Annotated in this window: 17 protein-coding genes; 7 read left to right on the forward strand and 10 right to left on the reverse strand. The window is 72.0% G+C overall.

Annotation, left to right across the window (positions count from 1 at the left end):
* Window positions 1-43: 43 nt before the first annotated feature.
* From plsY to ElP_RS18970, 9 genes are all read right to left on the reverse strand, one after another.
* Window positions 44-1,828 (reverse strand): glycerol-3-phosphate 1-O-acyltransferase PlsY, encoded by a 1,785-nt coding sequence (gene plsY, locus ElP_RS38345; protein WP_197446169.1) that lies wholly within the window; start codon window positions 1,826-1,828, stop codon window positions 44-46.
* Window positions 1,829-1,835: 7 nt separating this feature from the next.
* A complete protein-coding gene (locus tag ElP_RS18935) occupies window positions 1,836-2,582 on the reverse strand; it encodes a sugar phosphate nucleotidyltransferase (RefSeq protein WP_145271929.1) in 747 nt (248 codons plus the stop codon).
* A 42-nt stretch (window positions 2,583-2,624) separates the two neighbouring features.
* Window positions 2,625-3,842, reverse strand: coding sequence for a glycosyltransferase family 4 protein (locus ElP_RS18940; RefSeq protein WP_145271931.1), 1,218 nt, complete (start codon window positions 3,840-3,842; stop codon window positions 2,625-2,627).
* Window positions 3,843-3,870: 28 nt separating this feature from the next.
* Window positions 3,871-4,728 (reverse strand): lipopolysaccharide kinase InaA family protein, encoded by an 858-nt coding sequence (locus tag ElP_RS18945; RefSeq protein ID WP_145271933.1) that lies wholly within the window; start codon window positions 4,726-4,728, stop codon window positions 3,871-3,873.
* Window positions 4,725-6,392, reverse strand: a complete 1,668-nt coding sequence (locus ElP_RS18950) for a glycosyltransferase family 39 protein (protein ID WP_145271934.1) — start codon at window positions 6,390-6,392, stop codon at window positions 4,725-4,727. Before ElP_RS18950 ends, ElP_RS18945 begins: the two co-directional genes overlap by 4 nt.
* A 93-nt stretch (window positions 6,393-6,485) precedes the next feature.
* Entirely contained in the window at window positions 6,486-7,493 is a 1,008-nt protein-coding gene (locus tag ElP_RS18955; RefSeq protein ID WP_145271936.1) for an NAD-dependent epimerase/dehydratase family protein, read from the reverse strand.
* 32 nt (window positions 7,494-7,525) lie between these two features.
* On the reverse strand, window positions 7,526-8,578 hold the full coding sequence (gene waaF, locus ElP_RS18960) for a lipopolysaccharide heptosyltransferase II (RefSeq protein WP_145271938.1): 1,053 nt from the start codon (window positions 8,576-8,578) through the stop codon (window positions 7,526-7,528).
* Window positions 8,579-8,636: 58 nt separating this feature from the next.
* Complete coding sequence (lpxK, locus tag ElP_RS18965) at window positions 8,637-9,686, reverse strand: tetraacyldisaccharide 4'-kinase (protein WP_145271940.1); 1,050 nt, start codon at window positions 9,684-9,686, stop codon at window positions 8,637-8,639.
* A 74-nt stretch (window positions 9,687-9,760) separates the two neighbouring features.
* On the reverse strand, window positions 9,761-10,192 hold the full coding sequence (locus tag ElP_RS18970) for a hypothetical protein (protein WP_145271942.1): 432 nt from the start codon (window positions 10,190-10,192) through the stop codon (window positions 9,761-9,763).
* A 222-nt stretch (window positions 10,193-10,414) separates the two neighbouring features.
* Here ElP_RS18970 and ElP_RS18975 point away from each other — a divergent pair, with 222 nt between their 5' ends.
* The 3 genes from ElP_RS18975 (at window position 10,415) to ElP_RS18985 (ending at window position 15,854) form a co-directional block, all read left to right on the forward strand.
* Window positions 10,415-10,744 carry an Mpo1-like protein gene (locus ElP_RS18975; RefSeq protein WP_145271944.1) on the forward strand — a complete coding sequence of 110 codons (330 nt, stop codon included), beginning with the start codon at window positions 10,415-10,417 and terminating at the stop codon, window positions 10,742-10,744.
* A gap of 378 nt (window positions 10,745-11,122) precedes the next feature.
* Window positions 11,123-13,534, forward strand: a complete 2,412-nt coding sequence (locus ElP_RS18980) for a TolC family protein (protein ID WP_145271946.1) — start codon at window positions 11,123-11,125, stop codon at window positions 13,532-13,534.
* Window positions 13,535-14,618: 1,084 nt separating this feature from the next.
* Window positions 14,619-15,854, forward strand: coding sequence for an aldo/keto reductase (locus ElP_RS18985; protein ID WP_145271948.1), 1,236 nt, complete (start codon window positions 14,619-14,621; stop codon window positions 15,852-15,854).
* A 774-nt stretch (window positions 15,855-16,628) separates the two neighbouring features.
* Here the strand turns inward: ElP_RS18985 and ElP_RS18990 are convergent.
* Window positions 16,629-18,590 (reverse strand): hypothetical protein, encoded by a 1,962-nt coding sequence (locus ElP_RS18990; protein WP_145271950.1) that lies wholly within the window; start codon window positions 18,588-18,590, stop codon window positions 16,629-16,631.
* Window positions 18,591-19,013: 423 nt separating this feature from the next.
* On the opposite strand from ElP_RS18990, the gene ElP_RS18995 reads away from it, so the two are divergent.
* The 4 genes from ElP_RS18995 (at window position 19,014) to ElP_RS19010 (ending at window position 23,481) form a co-directional block, all read left to right on the forward strand.
* A complete protein-coding gene (locus tag ElP_RS18995; RefSeq protein WP_145271952.1) occupies window positions 19,014-20,306 on the forward strand; it encodes a MotA/TolQ/ExbB proton channel family protein in 1,293 nt (430 codons plus the stop codon).
* A gap of 85 nt (window positions 20,307-20,391) precedes the next feature.
* Window positions 20,392-21,216: an Ig domain-containing protein gene (locus ElP_RS19000; RefSeq protein WP_145271954.1), complete on the forward strand. Its 825-nt coding sequence runs from the start codon at window positions 20,392-20,394 to the stop codon at window positions 21,214-21,216.
* A gap of 176 nt (window positions 21,217-21,392) precedes the next feature.
* Entirely contained in the window at window positions 21,393-22,586 is a 1,194-nt protein-coding gene (locus ElP_RS19005; RefSeq protein WP_197446170.1) for a hypothetical protein, read from the forward strand.
* Between the two features lie 274 nt (window positions 22,587-22,860).
* Window positions 22,861-23,481: a hypothetical protein gene (locus tag ElP_RS19010; protein ID WP_145271957.1), complete on the forward strand. Its 621-nt coding sequence runs from the start codon at window positions 22,861-22,863 to the stop codon at window positions 23,479-23,481.
* Window positions 23,482-23,496 lie beyond the last annotated feature (15 nt).

Below are 23,496 nucleotides of genomic sequence, written 5' to 3' on the forward strand. Positions count from 1 at the left end.
ATTGTAGGCACCCGAGGCGGGGGAGGGTACGGGCCGCCCGGGGTCATCGCCGGGCCGGCAGGTCGCCCGCCTGCGATCGGGCCGAGGCCACCGCCGGCGGCCCGTCCCCGGTCGGGGGTCCGTCGACCGGTCGCAGCGCGACGATCCGGACGCCCCCGGAGCGGTCGGCAATCGCGAGGACCGATCGCTCCGGGCAGTAGGTGACGGCCATCGGGATGATCGTGCCGAAGTTCAGCGGCCCCCGGAGCGGCAGGCGTCCCAGTGCCCGGCGCTCCCGGCCGTGGACGACTTCCAGGGCCGAGCCCTCGGGGAGCGTCGTGACGAGCAGCGGGCCCTCGATCCCGGGAGGGTCGACCACCAGGGCCGAGTCCCGCTCCGAGTCGACGGGCATCAAGATCTCGCCGCCGTCCTCGACCCCCGAGAGGTACGGCACCTCGCGGGCCGCCAGCGGCACCCGGCCGGTGGCGAGGGGGGCGGCGGGGTCGGTGAGGTCGACGCCCGCGACCTGGCCCGATCCGGCCAGGACGATCGCTGCATACCGGGCCGAGTCGGACAGGACGATCCGCTCGGGGTCGTCCTTGGGGCCGGTCAGCTCCAGGCGGGAGACGATCCGGTGATGCTCGGTCCGATCGCCGACCGACACGACGACCAGGGCCGGATCCGGCTTGCCCTCCTCACCCTCGGCGTGGCCGGAGGTGATGACGAACGCCCATCGGCCGTCCGGGGTGAAGGCGAGGTCGTCCGGATCCCAGCCGACCCGGAACTTCGAGCCGACGGGGTTGCCCTCGAAGTCGAACGCCTCCCAGTAGCCCTCCTCGATGTGCCGGGCGTCGCCGTGGGGGCGCTGGAGGACGAACAGCCGGTCGCCGGAGGCCCGGACCGCCACGGGTCGGCCCCTCAGGTCGAGGTCCCGGAGCCGATCGGCCCGCCCCTCGTCGTCGACCCGGAAGAGGACGACGCGGTTGTACCTCGGGCAGCCGACGGCGAGCAGCCGGCCGTCGTCGGCGAAGGTCAGGGAGCTGGCCCGCTGGTGGCCGGTCCGGAAGCGGTCGACCTCGACCAGCTCGGCGGCGCCGATCGTCAGCGTCGGCGCAGGTCGGTCTCTCACCACGAACCCGGCCGCGACGATCGCCGAGGCGGCGACGAGGGCCAGCACGACCAGCGAGACGACCGGGACCCGCCCCTCCCGGGCCTTCTTGCCGAAGGAGACCTTGGACTCGGTCCCCGCCCGGATCCGGCCGATGTTGGAGCGATGTCGGTAGATGAGCATGACGTAGAGCACCGCGATCAGGAGTGCCAGGGTCAGGTCCGACGCCGTCCACGGCTCCCGGGCCCTCGCGAAGTGGACGATCACGAAGGCCGTCCCGCCGAGGATCGACGACATCGACACGTACCGGGTGAGGAGGATCACCACCAGGAACGCGACGGCCGCCGCCGCCGCCGCGATCGGGTCCAGCGCCAGCACGGCCCCCAGGCTGGTCGCCACCCCCTTCCCCCCCTTGAACCGGAGGTAGACCGGGAAGTTGTGCCCCAGGATCGCCGCCAGGGCGACGGGCACGGCGAGGATCGGCACCGACCGGCCGGTCATCGCCTCGACCGCGATCGGGAAGCCGAGCGTGGGCCCGAGCCCCTTGAGCAGGTCGAGCGTCATGACCAGGACGAAATACTTGAACCCGAGGACCCGGCCGACGTTGGTCGCCCCGACGTTGCCCGAGCCGACGGTGCGGATATCCACGCCCCTCGCCCACTTCGCGATCAGGTAGCCGAAGGGGAGGGCGCCGATCAGGTAGGCGAGCAGGACGGCGATCGAGGAGAGGGCGAGGGTCATCGGCGGTTCACCCGATCTTGAGCTGGGGGCGGTCCGGGGCGACAAGGAACTCGCGCCGGCGGGCCTCGAAGATCTCGTTGGCGGCGGCGTAGTCGTCGTGCCGGCCGATGTCGAGCCAGGTGCAGTCCTGCCGGAAGCAGTGGACGGGGTGGCCGTCGGCCCGCATCGCCTCCAGCAGTTCGGGCATGGTCAGCTCCCGGCCGGGGGCGAGGTAGTCCCAGGCCACGGGGTCGAGCATATACAGGCCCATGCTCACCTGGAACGAGAACTCGGGCTTCTCCCGGTAACCGGCCAGGACGTGCGGGTCGTCGGCGAACTCCAGGACGCCGAAGTCGATCCGCACCGTGCGGGGGAACGAGGCGATCGTCGCCCTCGCCCCCTGGGACCGGTGGAAGGCAGCCATCCGGGCGAAGTCGAGCGTGGTGAGGATGTCGCCGTTGAGCACGAGGACCGGCTCCCTCGGCCGCTCGACCAGGACGAGCCCGCCCGCCGTGCCCAGGGGGGAGACCTCGCGCCGGTAGTCGACCCGGGTGCCGAAGCGCCGGCCGTTGCCGCAGAAAGCCTCGATCAGCTCGGTGAGGTAGCCGGTGATGATCGTCACGTCCCGGAAGTCGAACCGGGCCAGTTGCCGGAGCACGACCTCCAGGATCGGCATCGGCTCGGCCTCCCCCAGCGGCATCAGCGGCTTGGGGAAGACGTGGGTGAACGGCCGGAGCCTCGTCCCCTTGCCGCCGGCCAGTACGATCGCCTGCATGCCGATTGCCTCCGTCCGTGGAACTTGCCGATCTCTCGGGCCTCAGCCGGCCTTGCGGAGCGACCCCTTCGCCGGCCCCGATCCCGACCGCCGCTCCTCGGCGACCTCCTCGAACAGGGCGACCAGCCGGTCCAGGTGCGCGTCGAACGACTGGGCCTTCCCCAGTCGCTCGGCGGCTCCGGCCATCGCCCGGCGGCGGTCGTCGTCGCAGAGTTGATCGAGGGCATCCGCCAGCGCGTCGAGGTCGTCGGCCTCGGGCACGACATACCCTTCTCGCCCCGGGGTGACGACCTCCCCGGCGCCGTTGGTGGCGGTCGTCACCACGGGGAGCCCCCGTGAGAGCGCCTCGAAGACGACGAGCGAGCAGGGGTCGTAGTAGCTCGGCAGCACGAAGCAGTCGCTCCCGGCGAAGGCGGGGCGGACGTCGTCCATGAAGCCGACCAGGTGGACGTGCTCCTCCAGGCCCAGCGACCGGACCTTCCGCCGGTACGGCTCGATCTTCCCGCCGCCGCAGACGACGAGATGGACCGGCCGAGCGGCCGGGGCGTGGTCGAGCCTGAGCCGGAGGGCCTCCAGGAGCGGGTCGAGTCCCTTGAGCCTGAAGTTGTGGGCCAGGAACAGGGCGATCAGGTCGTCGGGACCCAGGCCGAGCCGGGATCGGAAGGCGAGGCGGGCCCCTACCGGGTCCTCGACGCGGAGTCGGTTCGCGTCGATCGCGTTCGGGATCACCCGGATCCGATCTCCGGGCACCCGATAATAGGTCTGCAAATGCTCTTGGACGAATTCGCTGACCGCGACCACCCGGGCGGCCCGGCTCGGGTCGTACTGCCGGCGCTCGATCGACCGATAGAGCCAGTCCTTCGGGTTGGCCCGCTTGCTGGCCGTGTAGAGCGACCGCCTCCAGCCGACCGGGAAGCGCCGGGCGTTGTGCTCCAGGCTGGCGGGGTGGACGCCCCCCTGGGGGATGATCACGTCATGGTGCCAGGTGTTGATGAACCCGATTGAGCAATCGAAGGTCGCCTCCCGCAGGGCCGCTTCCGAATTCCGGGCGAAGCTCAGGAGGCGGGCCCACCGCGTCGGGCCCGTCGCGGCGACGGGGACGACCCGGACCCCCCCGGCAAGCGCCCCCTCGGCGCAGGAGGAGGAGTAGAGGTCGACGCGGTGCCCCCGATCGACGAGCCCCCGGCAGAGGTCGGCGACATAAGTCTCGGCGCCTCCCCGGGACGGATCGACGCGCTGGAAATTGATCGCGAGATGCATCTCGAGCTCCCCGGCCTGGGCCTCGGCCTCAGCCGGCTCGGGCCTTCTTGCGGTTGTGTGACAGGTAGCGGGCCGCCCTCGCCCGGATCATCCGGAGTTCCAGGCCGGGGCCCGAGAGCCCCATGAGGCGGCGGTATCGGGCCCAGAAGCGGAGCCGGTCCCGGTCGTCGACCCCTTCGACTTCGACCGTGGAGAACAGCAATTGCGCCAGGTCCTTCCAGCGCCACCAGGGGGCCGAGGCCCGGTGGGTGGCCAGGCGGTGGAGGTCGATCAGGTAGAGCGGCGAATCGTCCCGGCCGAGGTCGACGTAGTAGTGGCAGAGGTACAGGTCCTTGTGGAAGGTGCTCGCGCCGTGCAGCCGGGCGGTCAGCCCGGCCATCGCCGAGACGAGGCGTCGCTTCCGGCGGTCGAACTCGCCCGGCGGGAGGCGGCGGGCCATCTCGGGGATCGCCTCGTGGAGCGGGAGGAAGCCGGTCAGCTCCTCGACCATCAGGTAGCTCTGGAAGCGTCCCCAGGGGCCGATGGATTCCCCCGCGGCGACTGGCTCGGGCACGAGCAGGCCGAGCTGCCGACCCCGGTGCAGGTGCCGCCACTCGGCCCCGGCCGGGGAGTGTCGGCCGTCGGGGTGGAGCAGGGCCGCGACCCGGGTCCCCCAGGGCAAGCGGTAATGCCGCTTGAGGTAGACCGTCAGCGGCCCGTCCGGGCCGTCGAACCGGACCCGGCAGGTGGATCGTCCCTGCTTGGCGTGCAGCCGGTCGTCGCTCCGCAACTGCATGACGGTCCCTTCGAGGTCGCCCGGGAGCCGATCCCGGTGCGCCTCCGACCGCCAGGTCCACCGCTCCCCTCGGGTGAGGCGCCGGAGGAACGTGCCGATCCGGCTGATCATTGGACGATCCCCTCCCAAGACTGCGGCCTCCGGAAGCGATAGACGCGGACGCCGATCTCGTCGTCCCCCTCGCGACCCGGGAAGGCGGCGACGGGCTCGGCGGCGTAGTCGAGCAGGGCGCCGAGCGTCTCGGCCCGGGCGCTGTCGGCGGTCAGCTCGTCGTCGCCGACGACGACGTAGGCGAGCCTCGCGTCGGTGAGCGCCTGGCGGATGTGCCAGGGGTCATACGAGCGAAGTCCCGAGACGAACGCCGCCCAGCCCCTCGTGTCCAGCACCGCCTCACCCGCCCCGGCCCGGTCGGCCAGCCAGAGCCCGGCGGCCTGGTGGCCCCAGCGGCTCGGGTGCCCCGGCTTGAGCTGGACCGCCACGCCCCCGATCGCGATCGCCGAGAGCGTCGTGATCGCCAGCCGACGACGCCGTCCCGCCCCCATCGCCAGCCGATCGGAGAGGAACCGGGCCAGGCCGATCGCCCCCGCCGCCGCCCAGGGGGTCGCGAGCAAGGCGAGGGTCGCGCAGTGTCGGTCCGACAGGTATCCGGCCCTCATGGCGTGTCGGATGAGCACGATCCCGTAGGCGATCGCGAGGCAGGCCGCCAGTTGTCGGGCCTCCCGGGAACGTCGAGGGCCCCGGTGATGCCAGGCCCCCCAGCAGGCCAGCGGGACCAGCACCCAGGCCGTCGCCTCGCCGATCCCCCGGGCCACCCGGATCGAGGCCGGCGCCGGTCCGAGCCGGCCCGGCGCGTCCGATTCCTCCTTGGGGGAGAAGTCCCACCTCGGGTCGTCCAGCCCCCGGGGGACCCAGTGGGGGACGCTCCTCGCCACCCCGGTCCCGTCGCCGAGGCCGGTGGCGTACCGCATCGAGAGCTTCTCGGAGATCGTCCCCTTGATCGCCGCGTACGAGCCGACGCAGGCGACCAACGGGGCCGAGATTGCCGCTGCGAGGAGGAGGCGGCGGGGGAGATCGGGAGGGATTTCAGGCTGAGGCGCTGAGGCGCGGAACGGAAGACGAGAGAAGATCCGATGTTCACGCTCTCCTCGCCCTTCTCTTCTCTGCGGCTTTGCGCCTCTGCGAGAGAGCCCTCCTCCGACGACGCCCAACGCGATCACCCCCGGCACCAGCGCCACCTCCGGCCTGGCCAGGAAGCCGATCCCCGCGATCGCCCCCGAGCCGACGGCCGCGAGCACGCCCCCGGTCGTCGCGGCCCGAGTCCCCAGGGCCAGCGCCCCGGCGACGCAGAGCAGGGCGGTCGCGTCGCTGAGCGTGTCGTGGCCGATCCTCCCCGAGATCGGCAGCAGGGCGAACAGGAGGCTCGCCAGCAAGGCCGGGCGACGGCCGACGACCGTCCGGGCGAACCCGAAGAACGGGAGGACCGCCGCGACCATCGCCAGCGCCGAGACCCCTTGAGCGGCGACCCGCCAGGAGCCCGGCCCTTCGCCAATCATCGGGGCGATGAACGGCTGTGCGACCGCGATCAGGGCCGGATAGAGCGGGTGCTGGTCGGCGCGGCGGACGACGTCGGCCCAGGGCTGTTCGCCGAACTCTCGGGCGATCCGGATGAACTTTAGGCCGTCCTGGGAGGGGAGCGGGGTCCGGATCATCCCCACGACGTGGAGGACCGCCGAGAGGACGAGGATCCCAATCAGTGCCCGATCTCGGCGGATCATCGCCCCGCCCTCCGTGACCCCTTGCGATGCGCGGTCCGCTCCCTGGGCCGCGGGCCGGATTGTGGGGGGGGACCGGATTCGGGTCAAGGCCAGTCACTCGGCCGACCGACTCACATCCCGCCGGGCGATCGGCCCGCCGGCAGGCCCGGGGGCGGTCGATCCGGGATCGACCCGCACTGAGGGGGCCGTGATCCGGCGATCGGCCACCGATCGCCAGAGATCCGCCAGGCTCTCCTCGAAGCCGATCCGGGGGGCCCAGCCGGTGTCCCGGGTCATTGCGCCGAGGTCGGCCCTCGAATCGGTCGGCCCGGAGGGATTCGACCCGGCCTCGACCGTCACCCGAAGGCCGCTCAAGGCGATCAGGCGGTCGAGGCCCTCGGCGATGCTGCGGGACACCCCGGTGCCGACCGGGTAGATCCGCCCGGCCCTCCCCCGGAGTGCGAGCGCGACCAGGGCCGACGCCACGTCCCGGGCGTCGATGAAGTCTCGGCGGGCGTCGAGGTTCCCGGTGCGGAGCACCCTCGGATCGGGGCCCGGCTCTGCGAGCGCGGCGGCGAACCGGCCGAACGCCTGGCCCCCGGGCGTCCCCGGGCCGATCGGGTTGAAGACGCGGGCCACGATCCCCTCGACCGGCCCGAGCCGGGCGGCCGTGAGGCGAGAGGCGAACCACTTGCTCAGGCCGTAAGGGCCTTCGGGACGGCAGGGGGTCCGCTCGTCGACCGGGAGCCTCGATGCGGGCACCGGCCCCAGCTCGGCGGCCGACCCGGCGGCCACGACCCGACAGGGGGCGCCGAGGGCGTCCAGGGCGTCCAGCAGCGCGGCGGTCCCGCCGACGTTCGACCGGTAGAACGAGGCCGCGTCGGCCGGGGGCGTCCGGCCCCCGAGGTGGAAGACGACTTCGGGCCGGGCCGAGGCCACGGCCCGGCGGAGGCTCGGAGGATCTTCCAGGTCGGCGGGGAGGAAGGCGTCCGGCGGCCAGCCCTCGGGGAGGCGTCGGCCGATCGCCACCACCTCGACGCCGGGGCCGGGCGATGGCCCCAGCACCCCCAGCAGGTGTCGGCCGAGGAACCCCGAGGCCCCCGAGACGAGCCAGACCGGCATCGGCGATCCTCCCGGTTGATCGGACAGGCAGGTCAGGCGGCCTGGTGCCTCGGACGGCCGAGCAGTCTCCGACTCGCCTCGAAGACGGCGTCGGGACTCAACTCGGTCATGCAGCGGTGGTGGCCCAGCGGACAGGTCCCCTTCTGGCAGGGGCCGCAGGGGACCGGCTGCTGGAGGTGGACCGCCCCGGGATGATAGGTGCGGGTCCAGGCGATGTGCGTCGGCCCGAACAGGCTGACCACCGGGACGCCGAACCCGGCGGCGAAGTGCCGGGGGCCGGAGTCGGTCGTCACCAGCAAGGCAGACCGCCTCACGCTCGCCTTGCTCAGGCCGATGCCCACCGGCTCATCCGCCAGGCTGACCACGTCGTCAAGGGCCGCCAGCGCCACGATCTGCCGGGCCGACTCCCGCTCCGACGGGCCGCAGACGACCAGGACCTTCACGCCCAACTCGGCGACCAGCCGCCGGGCCAGGGCCGCGAAGTGCCCCTCCGGCCAGTTCTTGGCCGGGCCGAAGGCCCCCCCGGTGTTCAGGCAGACGACCGGCCGATCGCCGAGCAGGCCGAGCCGCAGCCAGGCGAGGTCGGCGGCCTGCTCGTCGGCCTCGGTCGTGAACAATTCGCAGCGGAGCGAGTCGACCGGGCAGCCGAGCCTCCTCGCCAGCCCGAGGTAGTACGACACGATCGGCACCGGCTCGAACCGCCCTCGGGCGTCCCTCGGCGGGGACAGTCGGTCGGTCAGCAAGACGCCCCGGCCCCCCCGGGCGTAGCCGACCCGACGACCGACCCCGCCAAGCCTCGCCATCAGGGCCGACCGGATCGAGTTGGGCAGGAGGACCGCCAAGTCGAACCGCTCCTCCCGCAATCGGGCCACGACGGCGGCCATCCGCTGCTCGCGGAGGGGGGCCTTCGGGTGGAAGAGGATCCGGTCGTCGAGCCAGGGGGCGCCGTCGAGCGTCGGGGAGACGTTCGGCTTGAGCAGGCCGACGATCCGGGCGTCGGGGAACCCCCGGCGCAGGGCTCGCAGCGTCGGCGTGGCCATGACCGTGTCGCCGACGAGGTTCGGGCAGAAGACGACGATCCGCATCGGGCCTCCGTTCCCGACTCGGCGCGGGGCAGGGCGGGGCGGGGGGGATGGATGCCCCTCACCGGGCCAGCTCGGCGATCCGGCCGAGGGGCCCTTCCAGCTCCTCGGCCCCCCCGATCAGCTCCAGGCCGATCCGGACGGCCCGGAGCGGCACCGGCCCCAGGTCCGAGAGGCGGAGCTTTACCGAATCCTTCTGGGTGGTCAAGGCCAGCGACGCCCCCCGGGCTCCGGCCCATCGCCTTAGGTCGTCGACGTCGGACCGGTCGTACGGGTGGTGGTCGGGGAAGGCACGGAAGGCAACGAGGTCGGCCCCCAGCCCGAGGACCGTCCGGCGGAACCCCTCGGGGTTGCCGAGCCCGCAGAAGGCCACGACCGGGACGCCCCGGATGCGGTCGAGCGGCTCGGCGACCCCCTCGGCGTCGAGCAGGTCCCTCGGCGCGTGCCTGGCCTCGGCCCAACGGAGCGGCCCGGCGGCCCGCTCGGCCCGGGATCGGATGGCCGACCGCTCCCCCTCGGAGACGAGGTCGGCCCGGGAGAGGACCACCACCCCGGCCCTCCGGAGCGACCCGATCGGCTCCCGGAGCAGCCCTCGGGGGAGCAGGTGGCCGAGGCCGAAGGGGTCGAGGGCGTCGAGCAGGACGACGTCCAGGTCCCGGGCCAGCCGGCGGTGCTGAAAGCCGTCGTCGAGGACGAGCACCTGGGACTCGCACTCCTCGACCGCGATCCGGGCCAGGGCCACGCGGTCGGGGTCCTGGAAGTGGGGCACGTCGGGCAGGTTGGCGTCGAGCACCAGCCCCTCGTCATTCAGGCCCTCGGTTGCCCCGTATCCCCGGCTGAGGATGGCGACGCGGAGCCCGTGCTCCCGGAAACGCCGGCAGACATATTCGACCATCGGCGTCTTGCCCGTGCCGCCGGCGGTGATGTTGCCGATCGCCACCACCGGCACCTCGGCCCGCTCGACGCCTCGGCCCCGATCGAACCTCGCGTTCCGGAGGCCGACCCCAAGCCCGTAACCGGCCGACGCGATTCGGAGCGCGGATCGGGCGAGGATCGCGGCGGGGCCCCGGGATTCGCCCCGGATGAGTCGGTGGAAGGCGATGCGGTCCATCCGGAAAACTCCGAGGCTCGAGGAATCCAGGCGACGGCCGACCGGATTCCCGGCTCCCGACCGGACGGGGCACTTTACAGGAGCCTCCAGGGATCGTCGAGGTACGTCCGGAAGAACGTGTCCAGGTCGGGGGAGGTCATGCGCGTGTCTCCCGGATCTCGGCCGAGGACCTGCCAGACTGAGGAGTGCTCCTCGTTCTCGAAGTGGAGTTCCCAGGTGACCACCTGGATCGAATGGTCGCAGAACTGGACCCCCGTCACCGAGCCCCGATCGTTCTGTTCGACGATGCGCGACAAGGTCCAGAGGCACCAGAGGTACTCCTCGTCGAAGTGGTAATCCGAGCAGCCCCCGACCCGTCCGTAGAGCTGGATCACGTCCCGGGAAACCGGGTGACCGAGGCGTTCCCAGGCCCGACGGACCTCGACTGCTCCGATCGGAGGGGCCAGCGGGATTCCCTCTTCCTGCCACCGGGCGATGCATCGGGTCAACGTGTCGTCGAAGCTCATGGTCATTGCTCTATAGATAGGGATGTGAACCGGGGTCACGAGGGACCCTCCCCCGCCTTGGGCGAGGACTCGAATCGCCGAACGACATCGGGCGGCTTGTTGGGGACGACCCTCGATCGTTACGCTCGTGATAAGGTCTGATCGAGGGCGAGCCGGGAGAGCCGTCCTCCAGTTCCGTCGTCACGCAAAGGCGACCGCCGATCTATCCCGGAAATCCACCCGATGCTCTGCCCCCCGCTGAGTCCCGACCCGGTCGTCCAGGACTGGATCGCCCGCCACAAGAACCCGGCCAACTTCGCGCTGCACCTGGTCGCCATCCCGCCGACGATCCTGGGGGTGCTCTACATCCCGTTCTACCTGACCCTGCTGTCGGTGCCGGTGTTCCTGCTGGCCCTGTGCCTGTTCGACGGCGGGTACCTCGTCCAGTTCCTCGGGCACGCGATCGACCGGTCGGAGCCGGGGGAGATCGCCCTGCTGCGGAAGTGGCTCCGCCGGCAGTGGGAGCGGCGGACGGCCCCGGCCGCCGGGGCGGCGGGGCGGGACGCCTCCTGAGGGCGCCGATCCTCCCGGGAATCTCAAGCCCGACCTTGTCCCCATAAGGCGTGCAGGGCGGACAACCCGCGCCTCCGGGCCGGTCGTTGCCCTGGGCGCGACCCGAGAAATCCGTAGAATCTGCCGGGCCCCCTCAAGACGCACATCCGATCCGACCGATTCATCCCCTGGTCGATTCGAGGGACTCCTGGAGACGGCGATCGACCGGCCGCGCCGAGGCCCCGCCTCGGCCGGTGGTTGGAGGTCGTCGGCGGGCGGCGGAACGAAGGAACGCGAGGCCGCTCGTCGCCGGGGCCGCACCCCGTGGCGGTGGTGCAAACCCGGCCGATCGGGGCCGGCCCCCCTCGTCCCATGGCGCAAAACAAGGACGGTCTGGCCATGCGATTGACCCGTTTCGGCAACCGGTATCTGAGGGCGGCGCTCGCCGCGGCGTGCCTGACGCCGGCCGGATGCCAGAGGCTCCCCTACATCGACCAGTCGAAGCCGGTCCCGCACGACCCGATCGCCGCCGTCGCCGAGGAGGATCGGGCCGTCCGGCAGGCCGCCTTCTTCAGCGACCTGCCGATGCAGGTCCCCGACATCGTCCCGCCCCGGACCCCCGACAACGCCGAGGCGATGGAGCCCTGGTCGATGACCCTGGAGGAGGCCATCCAGATCGGGATGGACAACTCCGAGGTCATCCGGGTCATCTCGCTGGGTGCCCAGGGCATCCCGGTCGAGGGCTTCGCCCCCACCCCCCTGAACACCCAGGCCGGCGCGGCCCTGGGGGCGGGCACCCTGGCGACGGTGTACGACCCGGCGATCCAGGAGACGCAGATCGCCCGGGCCCTGTCGGTCTTCGACGCCCAGCTCACCTCCCGGCTCTTCTACGAGAACCGGGACTTCCTGGTGAACAACTCCATCCAGGCCGGGTTCTTCGACCCGGACACCAACGTCTTCGCCCTTGTCCGGCAGAAGGGGGCGCCGCAGGGCATCCCGACCTTCGAGACGGCCCTGCAGAAGCGGACGGCCGTGGGCTCGGTCCTGCGGATCGCCAACCAGATCGACTACACCTACGGCAACTCGCCGATCCAGACGTTCCCGTCGACCTACGCCTCCCGGCTGACCCTGCAATTCAGCCAGCCGTTGCTCGGCGGCTCGGACCAGTTCGGCCCCAGCGGCCTGGAGGCCAACCGGGCCCCGGTGGTCATCTCCCGACTGCAGGCCGACACCTCGGTCTGGCGGTTCAAGGCCGAGGTGATGGCGATGGTCCGCTCCATCGAGCAGCAGTACTGGGCCCTGGCCCAGCAGCAGGTGCAGTACTGGAGCCGGCAGCAGGCCGTCCGCCTGGGCGAGGCGATCTACGAGCGGGAGGTCGAGAAGAAGCGGGTCGGCACCGGGTCGGAGCCGGACGTGGCCGAGGCCGAGGAGCAGCTCCGGCAGTTCCAGCTCGACCTGGTCCAGTCGACCAGCGACCTGATCACCACCGAGCGGCAGTTCCGCGAGCTGCTCGGCATGCCGCCGTATGACGGCCGGCGGATCGTCCCGGTGAGCGAGCCGACCACCGCCCGGCTCCAGCCCGACTGGGAGAGCAGCCTGGCCCAGATGATCAGCTACCAGCCGGACATCGTCCAGCAGCAGCTGCTCGTCCGGGTGGCCGAGCTGCAGCTGCTGCTCGCCCGCAACCAGCTGCTCCCGGCGCTGAACCTGGACCTGCTCTACCAGTTCAACGGCCTGGGCCAGAACCTCGACGACGCCTTCGCGGTGATGACCGGCCGCTCGGTGCTGGCGATCGACCCGATCATCGCCAACCAGCAGGCGGCCGCGGGGGTGAACCCCTCGCCGTCGTTCTTCAACAACTTCCAGACCTGGCAGGTCGGCCTGACCTTCTCCATGCCGATCGGCTTCCGGGGTCCCCTGGCCGAGACGAGGCAGGCCCAGTACGCCCTGCTCCGGCAGCGGGCCTTCCTGCAGCAGACGGTCCACCAGACGACCCACGCCCTGGCCCGGTTCTTCGTCGAGGTGGACGCCAACTACAAGCTCCTGAAGGTCGCCGGCCAGCTCCGGGAGGCGGCCGAGCGCCGGCTCAAGGCCCAGGAGGCGTTCTTCGAGGCGGGCACGATCAACATCGACCGCTACCTCGACGCCGTCAACCGCTGGTCCAACGCCGTGGCCACCGAGGCCCGGTTCAAGACCAGCTACAACACGGCCATCGCCGCCCTGGAGGAGGCCAAGGGGACCTTGCTGGCCTACAACAACATCGCCGTGGCCGAGGGCCCGCAGCCGAAGAAGGCGTACATCCAGGCGGTCGACCAGCAGAAGGCCCACCACCAGATCCCGATCGAGCCCGACGGGCCGGTCGCCCCGAGGCCGGTGGTCGCCCCGCCGATCCACGACCCGGTCACGCCGATGCTGACGCCCGGCTCGGAGACCCCGCGGATGAGCCCCGACTTCCCGGCCCCCTTCGGCACCTTCGGGCCGCCGCCGCAGCCGGTCGGCCCGGCCGTCCCGGTCGGCGACCCGGCGCCGCTGGCCTCGAATCCGGGCGGCCCGGTCGACCCGGCCGTCTCCCGGGCGGGCGCCTACGACTCCGAGCCCGTCTTCGGCTCCCCGGCCGGCTCCGTCCCCCTCCCCCCGACCCCGCCCTCGACCCCGAGCACCACCGCGACGACGCCCAGGAGGCTCCCGCCGCTCCCCTCGCGATCGCTCCCCGCCGACGGCCCCGGCGCCACCCTGCCGGAGCTGCCCCCGGGCGAGCCGGTCCGCGAGACCCCGCCGATCGACCTGCCACCCCTGCCCTCGGGCGGGTGATCGGCCCCTCCGCTCCTTCCCTCCCCCCGGGGGCGGGCCCGTCGTGGCGGGCCCGCCCCCGTTTCGTCTCTCCCAAGGGCAAATCCGCCACACGTCCCGAAGATCAACGGGCCAAGGGAGGGGGCCCGGGCGCCGAAGACGGAGGGACCCGACCCCACCGCCTCGAACCAGAGCACAGCCCTCGGAGCACCCTGAGATGACCGCAACGCCCCCCTCCCCAGAATCGTTCTATCGCAATTCTGGGAAACGCCTTAATACTACTCCGTTACGTTCTACAACTTCTTGCAGAAAAACGAATTGCGTAATCACTTGGATGGGTATTTCTTGACTATTGCATGCATGCAGCCTGACGCAACTTCGGCGATCCCAATGGGTTGCAGGACGCGGAATCATCCATCCACGCAAATTCGGTGGGAAATCATAACGGAGTAGTATTAAGGCAATTGTCTTTCAGTCAGGAAAGAGTTACCCGATAATTTGTCGGGAGTACGAAGGACGGTACGCCGACAGGCTCCGGCCGTCCGCGATTACCCGAATCCTCTCCGGGGACCAGCGAATCTACCTGCATCAGGCCGAGGCGCTCTGCCGAATCCTCGCGGTGAGCCTGGAAGACGTGATCGACCCCGACGGCGAGACGTCTCCCGTACTCGAAAAACCCCTCTCCCCAGCGATTGCGGCAATCGTCGCCGCGATCGGGGAGACGAAAGCAATACGGCGACTCGCGCAGGCGCCGAATCGGTCATGATTAGACGATCGTATCGTCTTCGGAGACGAGAAGTAAGGATACCGACGGTAACATTTCTAAGTAAGTTAGTTCGGCGAAACTTGAAACCCAGGAGTTCACGGGTCGGTATTCCCTCGCCAATTCGGGGGAGGCGAGATGACCGACCGCGTACCCCCCAGTAGCTGATCGTTCGACCTCCCATGTAGTGGACCCCCTTGGAGTGGCGCCCCCTGTTCGAGACTTGTTGACCCCGGGTCGCCTCGCGACGACAATGACGCTCCGACGCCCGTCGGCCCCCCGAGGTCCGGCCGGAGCGGTCTCCCGATGCTCCCGACACGTCGAACCGAGGAGGCGAATGCCATGCACACCCCCTGCGACGGCAGCCGGAGGCGGTTTCTCAAGACGACCGCGGCGACGGGCGCCACGCTGGCCGCGGGCCCGAGCCTCCGGGCCTTCGGCCAGGACGGGCCGGCCGAAGGGCCGAAGGTCCCGCTGGTGACCCTGGGCAAGACCGGCCGGCAGGTCACCAGGCTCGGGATGGGGTCGAGCTGGCCCGTCTCCCCCAGCTTCGTGCAGGCGGCCCTGCTCTCGGGCGTCCGCTTCATCGACACCTCCGAGTCGTACGAGAACACCCGGGCCGAGCGGACCATCGGCCAGGTCCTCGAGCGGACCGGGCTGCGGGACGACGTCTACCTCGTCACCAAGACCACCCGCTACCGCGGCGTCGCCAACCCCGCCGAGGTCTTCCCGAAGGAGCTGGCGGCCAGCCTCGAACGGCTGCGAACCGACTACGTCGACTGCTACTACATCCACGGCATCGACGGCAAGAGCATCGGCCTGCTGGGCGACCCGGCCGTCAAGCAGGCCTTCGAGGCCCTCAAGGCGGCCGGCAAGATCAAGTTCGCCGGCTTCTCCTGCCACGACGCGATGCTGCCCGAGCTGCTGGAGAAGGCCGCCGAGGTCGGCTGGATCGACCAGGTGATGATCCAGTACAACTTCCGGGCGGTCGACCACGACAAGCTCCAGCGCGCCATCGACGCCGCCTCCAAGGCCAACATCGGCCTGGTCGCCATGAAGACCCAGGGCGGCGCCAAGGCGGTCTTCGAGGCCATCGACAACGAGGCCGCGACCTACGAGGCCGACCGGACCCTCAAGCGGCTCCGGGAGGAGGGGGTCAAGAAGGAGGTCGCCGCCATCAAGGCCGCCTGGGCCGACGACCGGATGCAGGTGGTCGTCTCCGAGATGCTCAACTTCAGCGACCTCCGGGAGAACATCGCCGCCAGCAACGAGCCCCTGACCATCAAGGAGGCCCGCCTGCTGGAGGAGCACCGCCGGAAGACCACCCACCTCTACTGCCACGGCTGCGGCCACCTCTGCGAGACGGCCGCGAAGGGCGTCCCCGTGGCGACCGTCCTCCGCTACCTCCGCTACTACGCCGCCTATGGCAAGCGGCAGGAGGCCCGGGCCCTCTACCAGGCCCTCCCCGCCGAGGCCCGGGACCTCGCCAGGGCCGACCTCGACGCCGCCGAACGCTCCTGCCCGCACGGCCTGCCCGTGGTCGAACTCGTCCGCATGGCCGACCGGCACCTGAGCTGAGCTGGTCATCGCCGTTACGACCAACCGGGCGATCCCGTCGGGATCGCCCGGGCCCGCCTCGGTGCGCGGCCGGTGCGCCCCCTCCTGCGCCGTCGGTGCGCCAAATTGACGCGAGTGCGATCGACCCAAACAACTGCCCCCAAAGCCGCTGCGTCGGGAGCCTCGGTTTCGTTTCGGGGATCCCGCCCCGGGACGTGCGGTCGAGGGCGGCCCTCGGCCGTCGCCCACCGATCGCCGATCCGGGTCGTCCGTCGCGGGTCCTGGAGGCTGGCCTCCCGTCCCCCGGCTGCCACCGAATCTGCCGGGCGGGCGCCGTCGGTGCGCCCCTGGTGCGCGGCCGGTGCGCCCCCTGGTGCGCGGCCGGTGCGCCTTTTGTCGCGAGCCCCGATCGACGAAACTCGTTCGTTTACAGGGGAATGCGCCGTCGCCCGGGCGTTCGTTTCGGGGAATTGCGGGTTGGACCGGGGTTCGGTCCGGTCCGGGTGTGCCACTGGATTGAGAAAGAGCAGCGGGTGGTCCCGGTCGGGGGATCATCCCCTGCCCCTCGGGCAACGCCCCCCGACGCCCCGGCCCCCGCGTGGGGCTGGGGGCTGCGGGCATCCGACGGGTCGCGCTCCTCCCGGGATCGAACGCGGGGGCGCACGATCCGCGGCCCCGACGACTCGGGCGGATACCGATATGATCGAGAATTCGGGTCGCGCCAGTCACAAAATCCCCGGGGCCGATCGGCCGGGCGGGGGCCGGGTCGCCCGGGGGGAGGGCAGGGCCGGTCCCTCAGTGGAGCCGGGCCGGGGGTGAGCCCCCGGAGGGGCCCCGGGCTAGGGCCGGATCCCGGGGGCGGTCGAAGACGACCCGGAGGGAGTCGGCGGGGAGGACGCCACCCATCGGCCCCAGCGAGAGGAGGACCCAGCCCGGGCCGGATCGGAGGACGGGGAGGTCCTCGGCGTCGACCGGCGCCCCCGGTTCGCGTCCTTCGGGATCGGCGCCCTCCAGGTGGAACGCATCGGCGGGTCCGACCCGGTCGATCGAGGGATGGCGGACGTAGAGGCGGAGGGCCCGATCTTCGGCCGGGTCCCCTCCCGGCTCGCCTCCCCCGGTGCGTCGGGAGAGGAGGACCGCCCCGAAGCCCCGCCAGGTGTGCATGTCCCGGACCCGGTAGGAGTCGGCCGGGGCCGGGGTGGGGACGGGGGGGGAGGAGGGGCCGGGGCTGTCGACCGGCTTACCGGCGTAGGAGGCGAAGAAGAGGGGGGCGTAGGTGGCGTCGTACCAGAAGGGATAATCCCGGGTGCGTTCGACCGTCGCGTGCTCGGGGACCTCGTCCAGCAGCCCGGCCCGCAGGGCGGCCTCCAGCAGGAGGCGGGGGTGGTGGTGGCCGCCCCCGGCCACGCCGACCTCGGTCCGGAATCGCTCCGTCCCCGGCGCGGCCAGGAAGCACCGGGCGACTTCCTCGTTGGCCCGGTAGGTGATCCCGACCGTCGAGGCGACGAGCATCGAGGCGAGCAACGCCTTCCACCTCGCCCCCGGCCCCCCGCCGGCCGGCGACTCGATCAGGGCCCAGAGGATCGCCGATCCGGCCAGGGCGACCCCGAAGATCTGGATCAGGACCGGGATCCAGCCCACGCCCGGCGCCATCGTCGCCCGGTGGTGCGGGCTGATCGCCAGCAGCAAGGAGGGGAAGACGGCGAGGATCGCCCCGAGGGCCACGAGCCATCGCCGATCGGCCCGGCCGATCGGCCCGGGGGCGCCGGCACCCCCCGGCCTCCGGGCGCAGATCAGGCAGAGCCCGAAGGCGGCCGAGCCGACCAGGACGACCCGGGCGTCGAGGAGCCAGCGGAGCATCGCCGCCCCCGTCGGGCTCGGGAACAGGTCGATCGGGTCGGCCAGGAAATAGCTCATCGGCAGGGCCGCGGAAGTCTGGTAGGCCACCGCCCGGAGCACGTCAAGCGGAGCGAAGTCGGTGTGGTGCCAGTACATCTCCGAGGGGTAGAGCCTCCTCAGCAGGACCGACAGCGCCCCGCAGACGCCGACCACCCCCAGGAACGGGGAGGCCGTCCGGGCGAACCGACGGACGCCGACCCCGGCCCGGGCGATCAGCAAGAGGTGGAGCGGCACCAGGACGTACGAGACCTCGTAGAGCAGGGCACAGGCCAGGTACGCCGAGACGCTCCCGAGCAGCCACCACGACCGGGGCCCTCCGCCCGGCCGGTCGAGATGGCGCTGCAACGCCAGGAGCGAGCCGAACAGCAGGGCGACCAGGATCTGGACCATCCCCACGTTGCCGATGAACGGGTCGATCGTGGCCCGGAACTGCATCAGGCCGACGGCCAGGCACGAGGAGAAGGCGGCGAAGTCCCGCCTGCCGGTCAGCGTCCGGGCCAGCGCGTAGAAGAGGGTGAGGTCCAGGAGGCTGGCCCCGACGAGGAACGCCTTGTACTGCCAGACCTCGGCGAAGGCGGCGTGCACCGCCGGGATCAGCATGCCCGTGAGCGGGAAGAACCGGCCCAGGCGGAGGGTGTGGACGACGTGGTCGAAGATCACCTCGGCATAGGTGCTGCCGTTGAGCACCGTCGACGCGCGGGGGGACATCGACTGGTAGAGGTCCTCGGCCCAGTAGCCTGTCCCCAGGACGGGAGCGAGGAAGGCCGAGCCCAGGACGATCAGCCAGGCCAGGTGCAGGACGGCCCGGCGCGGCGAGTCGCCGTCTCCCCTCATGGAATCGCTCCTGCTCCTGGGCATGCGGGGTGCCCGGTCGACGGACGGCGACGCCCGTCCCGGACGCGCGGGGCCACCTCGGACGAACGATCCCGGATCGCTCGGGTCACGGGCCGTCGGGCCGGCCGGGGATCCCCGAAGGCCGACCCGGGCGGTCGGCGGCATGATTTGCGGGGGGCGGGAATGCGTCAAGGCCGGTCGGTCCGGGGGGCGGGGCCGGCGACGGCATCCGGGGATCGGGTCGGCCCGCTCCCGCCCGGTCGCGACGGCCCGCCGAGGCCCCCGGGGCAACGCGGGCATGGGGCGGGCTTCGAGCGATCGACGGTCGATCGGAGAGGATGGGGGATTCGGGTTGAAGTCGTCGGTGCGAGGGGGCCGATCACTCCGATCGCGGGGCGGGCCCGGAGGGCGTGCCCGATCGGTCGGCGGAGCAGGAGGATTGGCGCGATGGCTCGAACGACGGACGGGCGGGGCAGGGGGGGCGCGACGGCCTCCTACGCCGGGGCCCTGGTGATGCTGGTGCTGGCCCTGGCGTTCCCGGTCGGCTTGATGGTCTTCAACCCGACCTTGATGTTCGAACGCGGCTGGCACCAGTACGCCGGCACGGCCATCTACGGCTGGGCCGTGCTGATGCTGTTCCGGGAGTGGGCCCGCCTCCGGGGGGACGAGCGGGCCTTCGACGAGGCCCCGGGCCTGCTGGACCGGGTCGCCGGGGGCGAGCCGATCGACCCGGGCGACCGCCGGCTGCTGGCGAGCCGGCTCCGCCAGCTCGACGGCCACGCCCGGGGGGAGGCGGCGCCGACGGTCGGCCAGCTCATGGAGCTGAACCGGGAGGTCTCGGGCCTGGACCAGGAGCGGACGGCCGGGCGGTTCACCCTGACCAAGTACATCCTCTACCTGCTGCCGGTGATCGGCTTCATCGGCACGGTGGAGGGGATCAGCCACGCGCTGGGGAACATCAGCGTGGTCCTGCCGATGGTCAAGGAGCTGGACGGGTTCCTCAGCAACCTGACCGGCGTGACCTCGGCGCTCCAGGTGGCCTTCGACAGCACCCTGCTCGCCCTGTTCCTGAGCGCGGCGTTGATGTTCGCGCAGACGATCGTCTATCGGCTGGCGGAGGACCACCTGGCCCGGGTCGACGCCTGGGTGGTGGAGCACGTCCTGCCCCGTCTCGGCCGTCCCGAGGGGCCGGCCGAGGCGCTGGCCCCGCACCTGGAGCGGCTGGGAGACCAGTTGATCAGGGCCCTGACCGAACGGCTCGGCGACGGCTTCGGGCCGTCGGTCGACCGCTTCTCGGCGGCGATCGACCCGCTCCCCAGGGCGCTGGACGACCTGCGGAGGGGGGCCGAGGCGATCGGCCGGGTCGGCGAGGATCTGGGGGCCGTCGGCGAGGCGAACGAGGCGATCCGCCGGGTGCTGTCGAGCCTGGCCCGGATCGAGGCGACGCTGGCCGAGCCGCCGCGGCTGGAGGACCAGATCGAGCCGATCCGCCGCGGCCTGGACCGCACCACGCTGGCGGTCGAGTCGCTGGCCGAGCAGTGGGCCTCGGCCTTCGAGCGCTCCAGCCGGTCGACCCAGGAGCAGCTGGCCCGGACGATGGCGAGCCTGAAGGACGCGATCGACCTGCTGAACGTGAGCATGGAGCAGGGCAACGCGTTGTACCGCAACATCGTCCGCAAGATGTTCGACGACCGGGCGGCCTCGGGCGGCCTCGGCCCGGACGCCTCGAAGGCGGCCTGAGCGGCGTGTTCGGATCCCCGGGGGCCGGTCGGCGCCGAGGAGGCCCGGCCGGCCCGTCTCGCGAAGGGTAGCAGGAGGATCGGCCATGCGTCGAGGACGTCGGGGGGGTCACGGGGTCCTGGAGTTCGGCGGGTCGGGGGAGGACTCGTTCGTGGCGGTGGTAGTCACGAAGCTGACCGGGGCGTTGCTGTTCATCCTGCTGCTGTCGATGGTGATCATGGCCCTGATCCCCCGGGCCGTCGACCCGTCGGCCCCGGGTGCGGTCGAGGCGGGGCCGCTGGAGATCGTCACCCCGGGTCGGCTGCCCGAGGCGATCGCGGGGAGGCCCTACGAGCTGGCGATGGCGACCTCGGGGGCGTCGGGGCCGCTCCGGTGGGGGCTCGAGGGGGAACTGCCCGAGGGCCTGGAGTTCGACCCGGGCCTCGGGCTGATCCGGGGGACGCCCGAGGCCGGCTCGCCGGGCCCGCTGGCGCTGACGGTCCGGGTCGGCGACGGCAGGAGGACCGAGGCGAAGCGGCTCTCCCTGGTGGTCTACCGGCCGGACGGCCCGCTGACGGTCCCCTCGCCGCTGGAGGCGGCGTTGCACCTGCCCCGGGTCCCCTGGCAAGCCTGGGGGGAGCTGGGATTCGGGTTCCTGGTGCTGGTGCTCGTCCACCTGGTGGCGATGAACGGCGTGGGGGCGATGGAGCGGCGATCGGCGGCGCTCGAAGAGGCCCGGGGGCGGGGCGCCGGGCGGCCCGGCAGGAGATTTGCTCTCTATCGGGCGAGCCTCCGGGTGGCGACCGCGACGGCCGTCGCGGTGCTGGCCGGCTGGCTCTGGCTGCACCGGGACGGGCCGAACGGGGGCCCGGCGGGGGCGGACGCCGCGGTTGCATCGGCAGGCGATGATCGGACCCATGTGTCCCGATGATTCGGGAATCTGGATTTCCCGGTCCCGTTGCGGCCGCCCCGACGCTTAGAATGGGGAGGAGGATGGCGCTCCCGGTCCCCGGTCGACGTGCCGGGAGGGGGTGGCCGGCCGATCGGGCCCGGCGTCGCCAGCCGGCATGAGTGCCGTTTCCGAGGATCGAACGGAGGACATCCGGGATGACTCGCATCACGTTTCGCGCCGCCCTGGTCGCGGCGGGACTGGCCTCGGGGCTGCTGGCGCTCGCGCCGAGCGCCTCGGCCCAGGTGCGTCGCAACATCGGCGGCACCGTCAAGACCGAGCCCGCCGAGGAGACCCCGGAGACTCCCCAGGAGGGGGAGGCCCCCGACGCGGAGCCGGCCGAGGGCGAGGAGGGCGAGGAGGGCGAGGATCGTCCCGAGCGTGAGGTCGACCCGGAGGTGATCGCCCGGATCGTCGAGATGCGCGGGCCGATGTGGCTGCTGGAGCAGGAGCCCGTCCGCGTGGAGCTGAAGATCTCCGACGCCCAGCTCGAACGGCTCAAGCAGGTCGACGAGCGGATGGAGGAGGTCCGCGATGAATCTCGGGACCGCATGCGGGAGCAGATGCGACAGCAATTCGGCGACCAGGGAGGGCGGGGCGGCCGGGGCGGCGGCGGCAACCCCGCCCAGGGTCGGGGCCCCGGCGGATTCCCCGGCGGCCCCGGCGGATTCCCCGGCGGATTCCCGGGAGGCCCCGGCGGATTCCCGGGAGGCCCCGGCGGCGGGTTCCCCGGCGGCGACGCCTTCCGGACCATGATGACCCAGATGCGGCAGCAGTCCGACCAGGCGCTGGCCGCCGTGCTCAGCCCGGGACAGCTCAAGCGGTTCAAGCAGATCATGCTCCAGGCCAAGGGCCCGATGGTCGTGACCGAGGACGAGATGCAGCTCGCCCTCGGCCTGTTGCCGGTCCAGCGCGAGCAGATCAAGATGGTCGAGCAGGAGATGGAGATGAAGCAGCAGCAGGCGAGCACCGTCCGCCGAGAGCTCTTCACCGCCGCCTTCCAGCGCAATCGGGAGCAGCAAGGCCAGCAGGAACAGCAGGGGCAGGGCGGCGACCGGGATTCCGACGGCCGGGGCGGCGACGACGAACGGCGGGGCCGCTTCCAGATGGACCCCGAGACCCAGGCCAAGGTCGAGCAGCTCCAGGCCCAGGGCGAGAGCTACGAGAAGGAAGCCCTCTCCAAGATCGGCAAGGTCCTCAATCGCTCCCAGATCAACAAGTACAAGGAAATGCTGGGCAAGCCCTTCGACTTCTCGGCGATCGACATGGGCAACGCCGGTCGCGGCTTCGGCGGCTTCGGCGGCGGCCGGGGCGGTGGCGACGACGACGGCGGCCGACGCCGGGGTGGCTGAGCCCATCGATCTCCGGGGGATCACCCCCCCGACCGCGACATGACTTCGACCCGACGACGCCGGTGCCGGGGGGCCGACTTGCTCGCCCCCCGGCACCGGCGTCGTCCGCTTTGGGGCGCCCTTGGGATCGGGATCGGATCGGATCCGACTGGGGTTCTCCGTCCGATCGATCCGTCGTATAACCGCCCGATCCCCGTCCCGGGGACGGGCCGCCGGACGTCGCCCGGCACTCGGGACGGGCCAGGGAGCCCGACGGGCGGAAGGAGTCGGCCCGATGTGGACCGGAATGATCGCGCTGACGTGCTGGGCGGGAGCGGCCCTGCCGGGCCCGGGCGACGCCCCCGAAGGCCCGCCCTGGCGGCTGCCCGACGAGGCGCTCGGGGCGAGGATGGCGCCGATCCTGCTGCTGAGCCGGCCGGACGTCCAGCACGAGTTGCAGATGGGGGACGAGCAGGTCGCCTCGGGCCGGGGGGCGATCGTCGAGCTGTTCGCCAGGGCCGCCTCGCTCCGGGGCCGTTCGGGGGCCGACGCGGTGGCCTCCCGGAGAGAAGTCGACGATTCGGCCCGACGATGGCTCGGCGAGAACCTGACTGCCGAGCAGCTCGGGCGTCTCGGCCAGATCGAGCTGCAATGGGAAGGGGCCGCCGCGCTGCTCAGCCGGCCGACGATCGCCGCCAGCCTCGGCCTGACGGACGAGCAGCGTTCGAGGCTCTCCGAGTCCCTCTCGCGCCCGCCCGCCCCCGGCGAGGGGCCGGTCGACGCCCATCGCCGACGCCACCGGGACGCTGCCTCGATCCTGACCGAGGACCAGCGGCTCCGCTGGCTCGCGATGCTCGGCCCGCCCTTCGAGCCCGGCGCCGCCCGGGCGGCCGAGGCCGTCGCCTCCGGGGGCTGAGGCGACCCGTGCCGG

The organism is Tautonia plasticadhaerens (assembly GCF_007752535.1).
Lineage (GTDB): Bacteria > Planctomycetota > Planctomycetia > Isosphaerales > Isosphaeraceae > Tautonia > Tautonia plasticadhaerens.

Coding starts and splice junctions, on each gene's coding strand:
- plsY (WP_197446169.1), bottom strand. CDS start 1,828: ATGACCCTCGCCCTCTCCTCGATCGCCGTCCTGCTCGCCTACCTGATC.
- ElP_RS18935 (WP_145271929.1), bottom strand. CDS start 2,582: ATGCAGGCGATCGTACTGGCCGGCGGCAAGGGGACGAGGCTCCGGCCG.
- ElP_RS18940 (WP_145271931.1), bottom strand. CDS start 3,842: ATGCATCTCGCGATCAATTTCCAGCGCGTCGATCCGTCCCGGGGAGGC.
- ElP_RS18945 (WP_145271933.1), bottom strand. CDS start 4,728: ATGATCAGCCGGATCGGCACGTTCCTCCGGCGCCTCACCCGAGGGGAG.
- ElP_RS18950 (WP_145271934.1), bottom strand. CDS start 6,392: ATGATCCGCCGAGATCGGGCACTGATTGGGATCCTCGTCCTCTCGGCG.
- ElP_RS18955 (WP_145271936.1), bottom strand. CDS start 7,493: ATGCCGGTCTGGCTCGTCTCGGGGGCCTCGGGGTTCCTCGGCCGACAC.
- waaF (WP_145271938.1), bottom strand. CDS start 8,578: ATGCGGATCGTCGTCTTCTGCCCGAACCTCGTCGGCGACACGGTCATG.
- lpxK (WP_145271940.1), bottom strand. CDS start 9,686: ATGGACCGCATCGCCTTCCACCGACTCATCCGGGGCGAATCCCGGGGC.
- ElP_RS18970 (WP_145271942.1), bottom strand. CDS start 10,192: ATGAGCTTCGACGACACGTTGACCCGATGCATCGCCCGGTGGCAGGAA.
- ElP_RS18975 (WP_145271944.1), top strand. CDS start 10,415: ATGCTCTGCCCCCCGCTGAGTCCCGACCCGGTCGTCCAGGACTGGATC.
- ElP_RS18980 (WP_145271946.1), top strand. CDS start 11,123: ATGCGATTGACCCGTTTCGGCAACCGGTATCTGAGGGCGGCGCTCGCC.
- ElP_RS18985 (WP_145271948.1), top strand. CDS start 14,619: ATGCACACCCCCTGCGACGGCAGCCGGAGGCGGTTTCTCAAGACGACC.
- ElP_RS18990 (WP_145271950.1), bottom strand. CDS start 18,590: ATGCCCAGGAGCAGGAGCGATTCCATGAGGGGAGACGGCGACTCGCCG.
- ElP_RS18995 (WP_145271952.1), top strand. CDS start 19,014: ATGGCTCGAACGACGGACGGGCGGGGCAGGGGGGGCGCGACGGCCTCC.
- ElP_RS19000 (WP_145271954.1), top strand. CDS start 20,392: ATGCGTCGAGGACGTCGGGGGGGTCACGGGGTCCTGGAGTTCGGCGGG.
- ElP_RS19005 (WP_197446170.1), top strand. CDS start 21,393: ATGACTCGCATCACGTTTCGCGCCGCCCTGGTCGCGGCGGGACTGGCC.
- ElP_RS19010 (WP_145271957.1), top strand. CDS start 22,861: ATGTGGACCGGAATGATCGCGCTGACGTGCTGGGCGGGAGCGGCCCTG.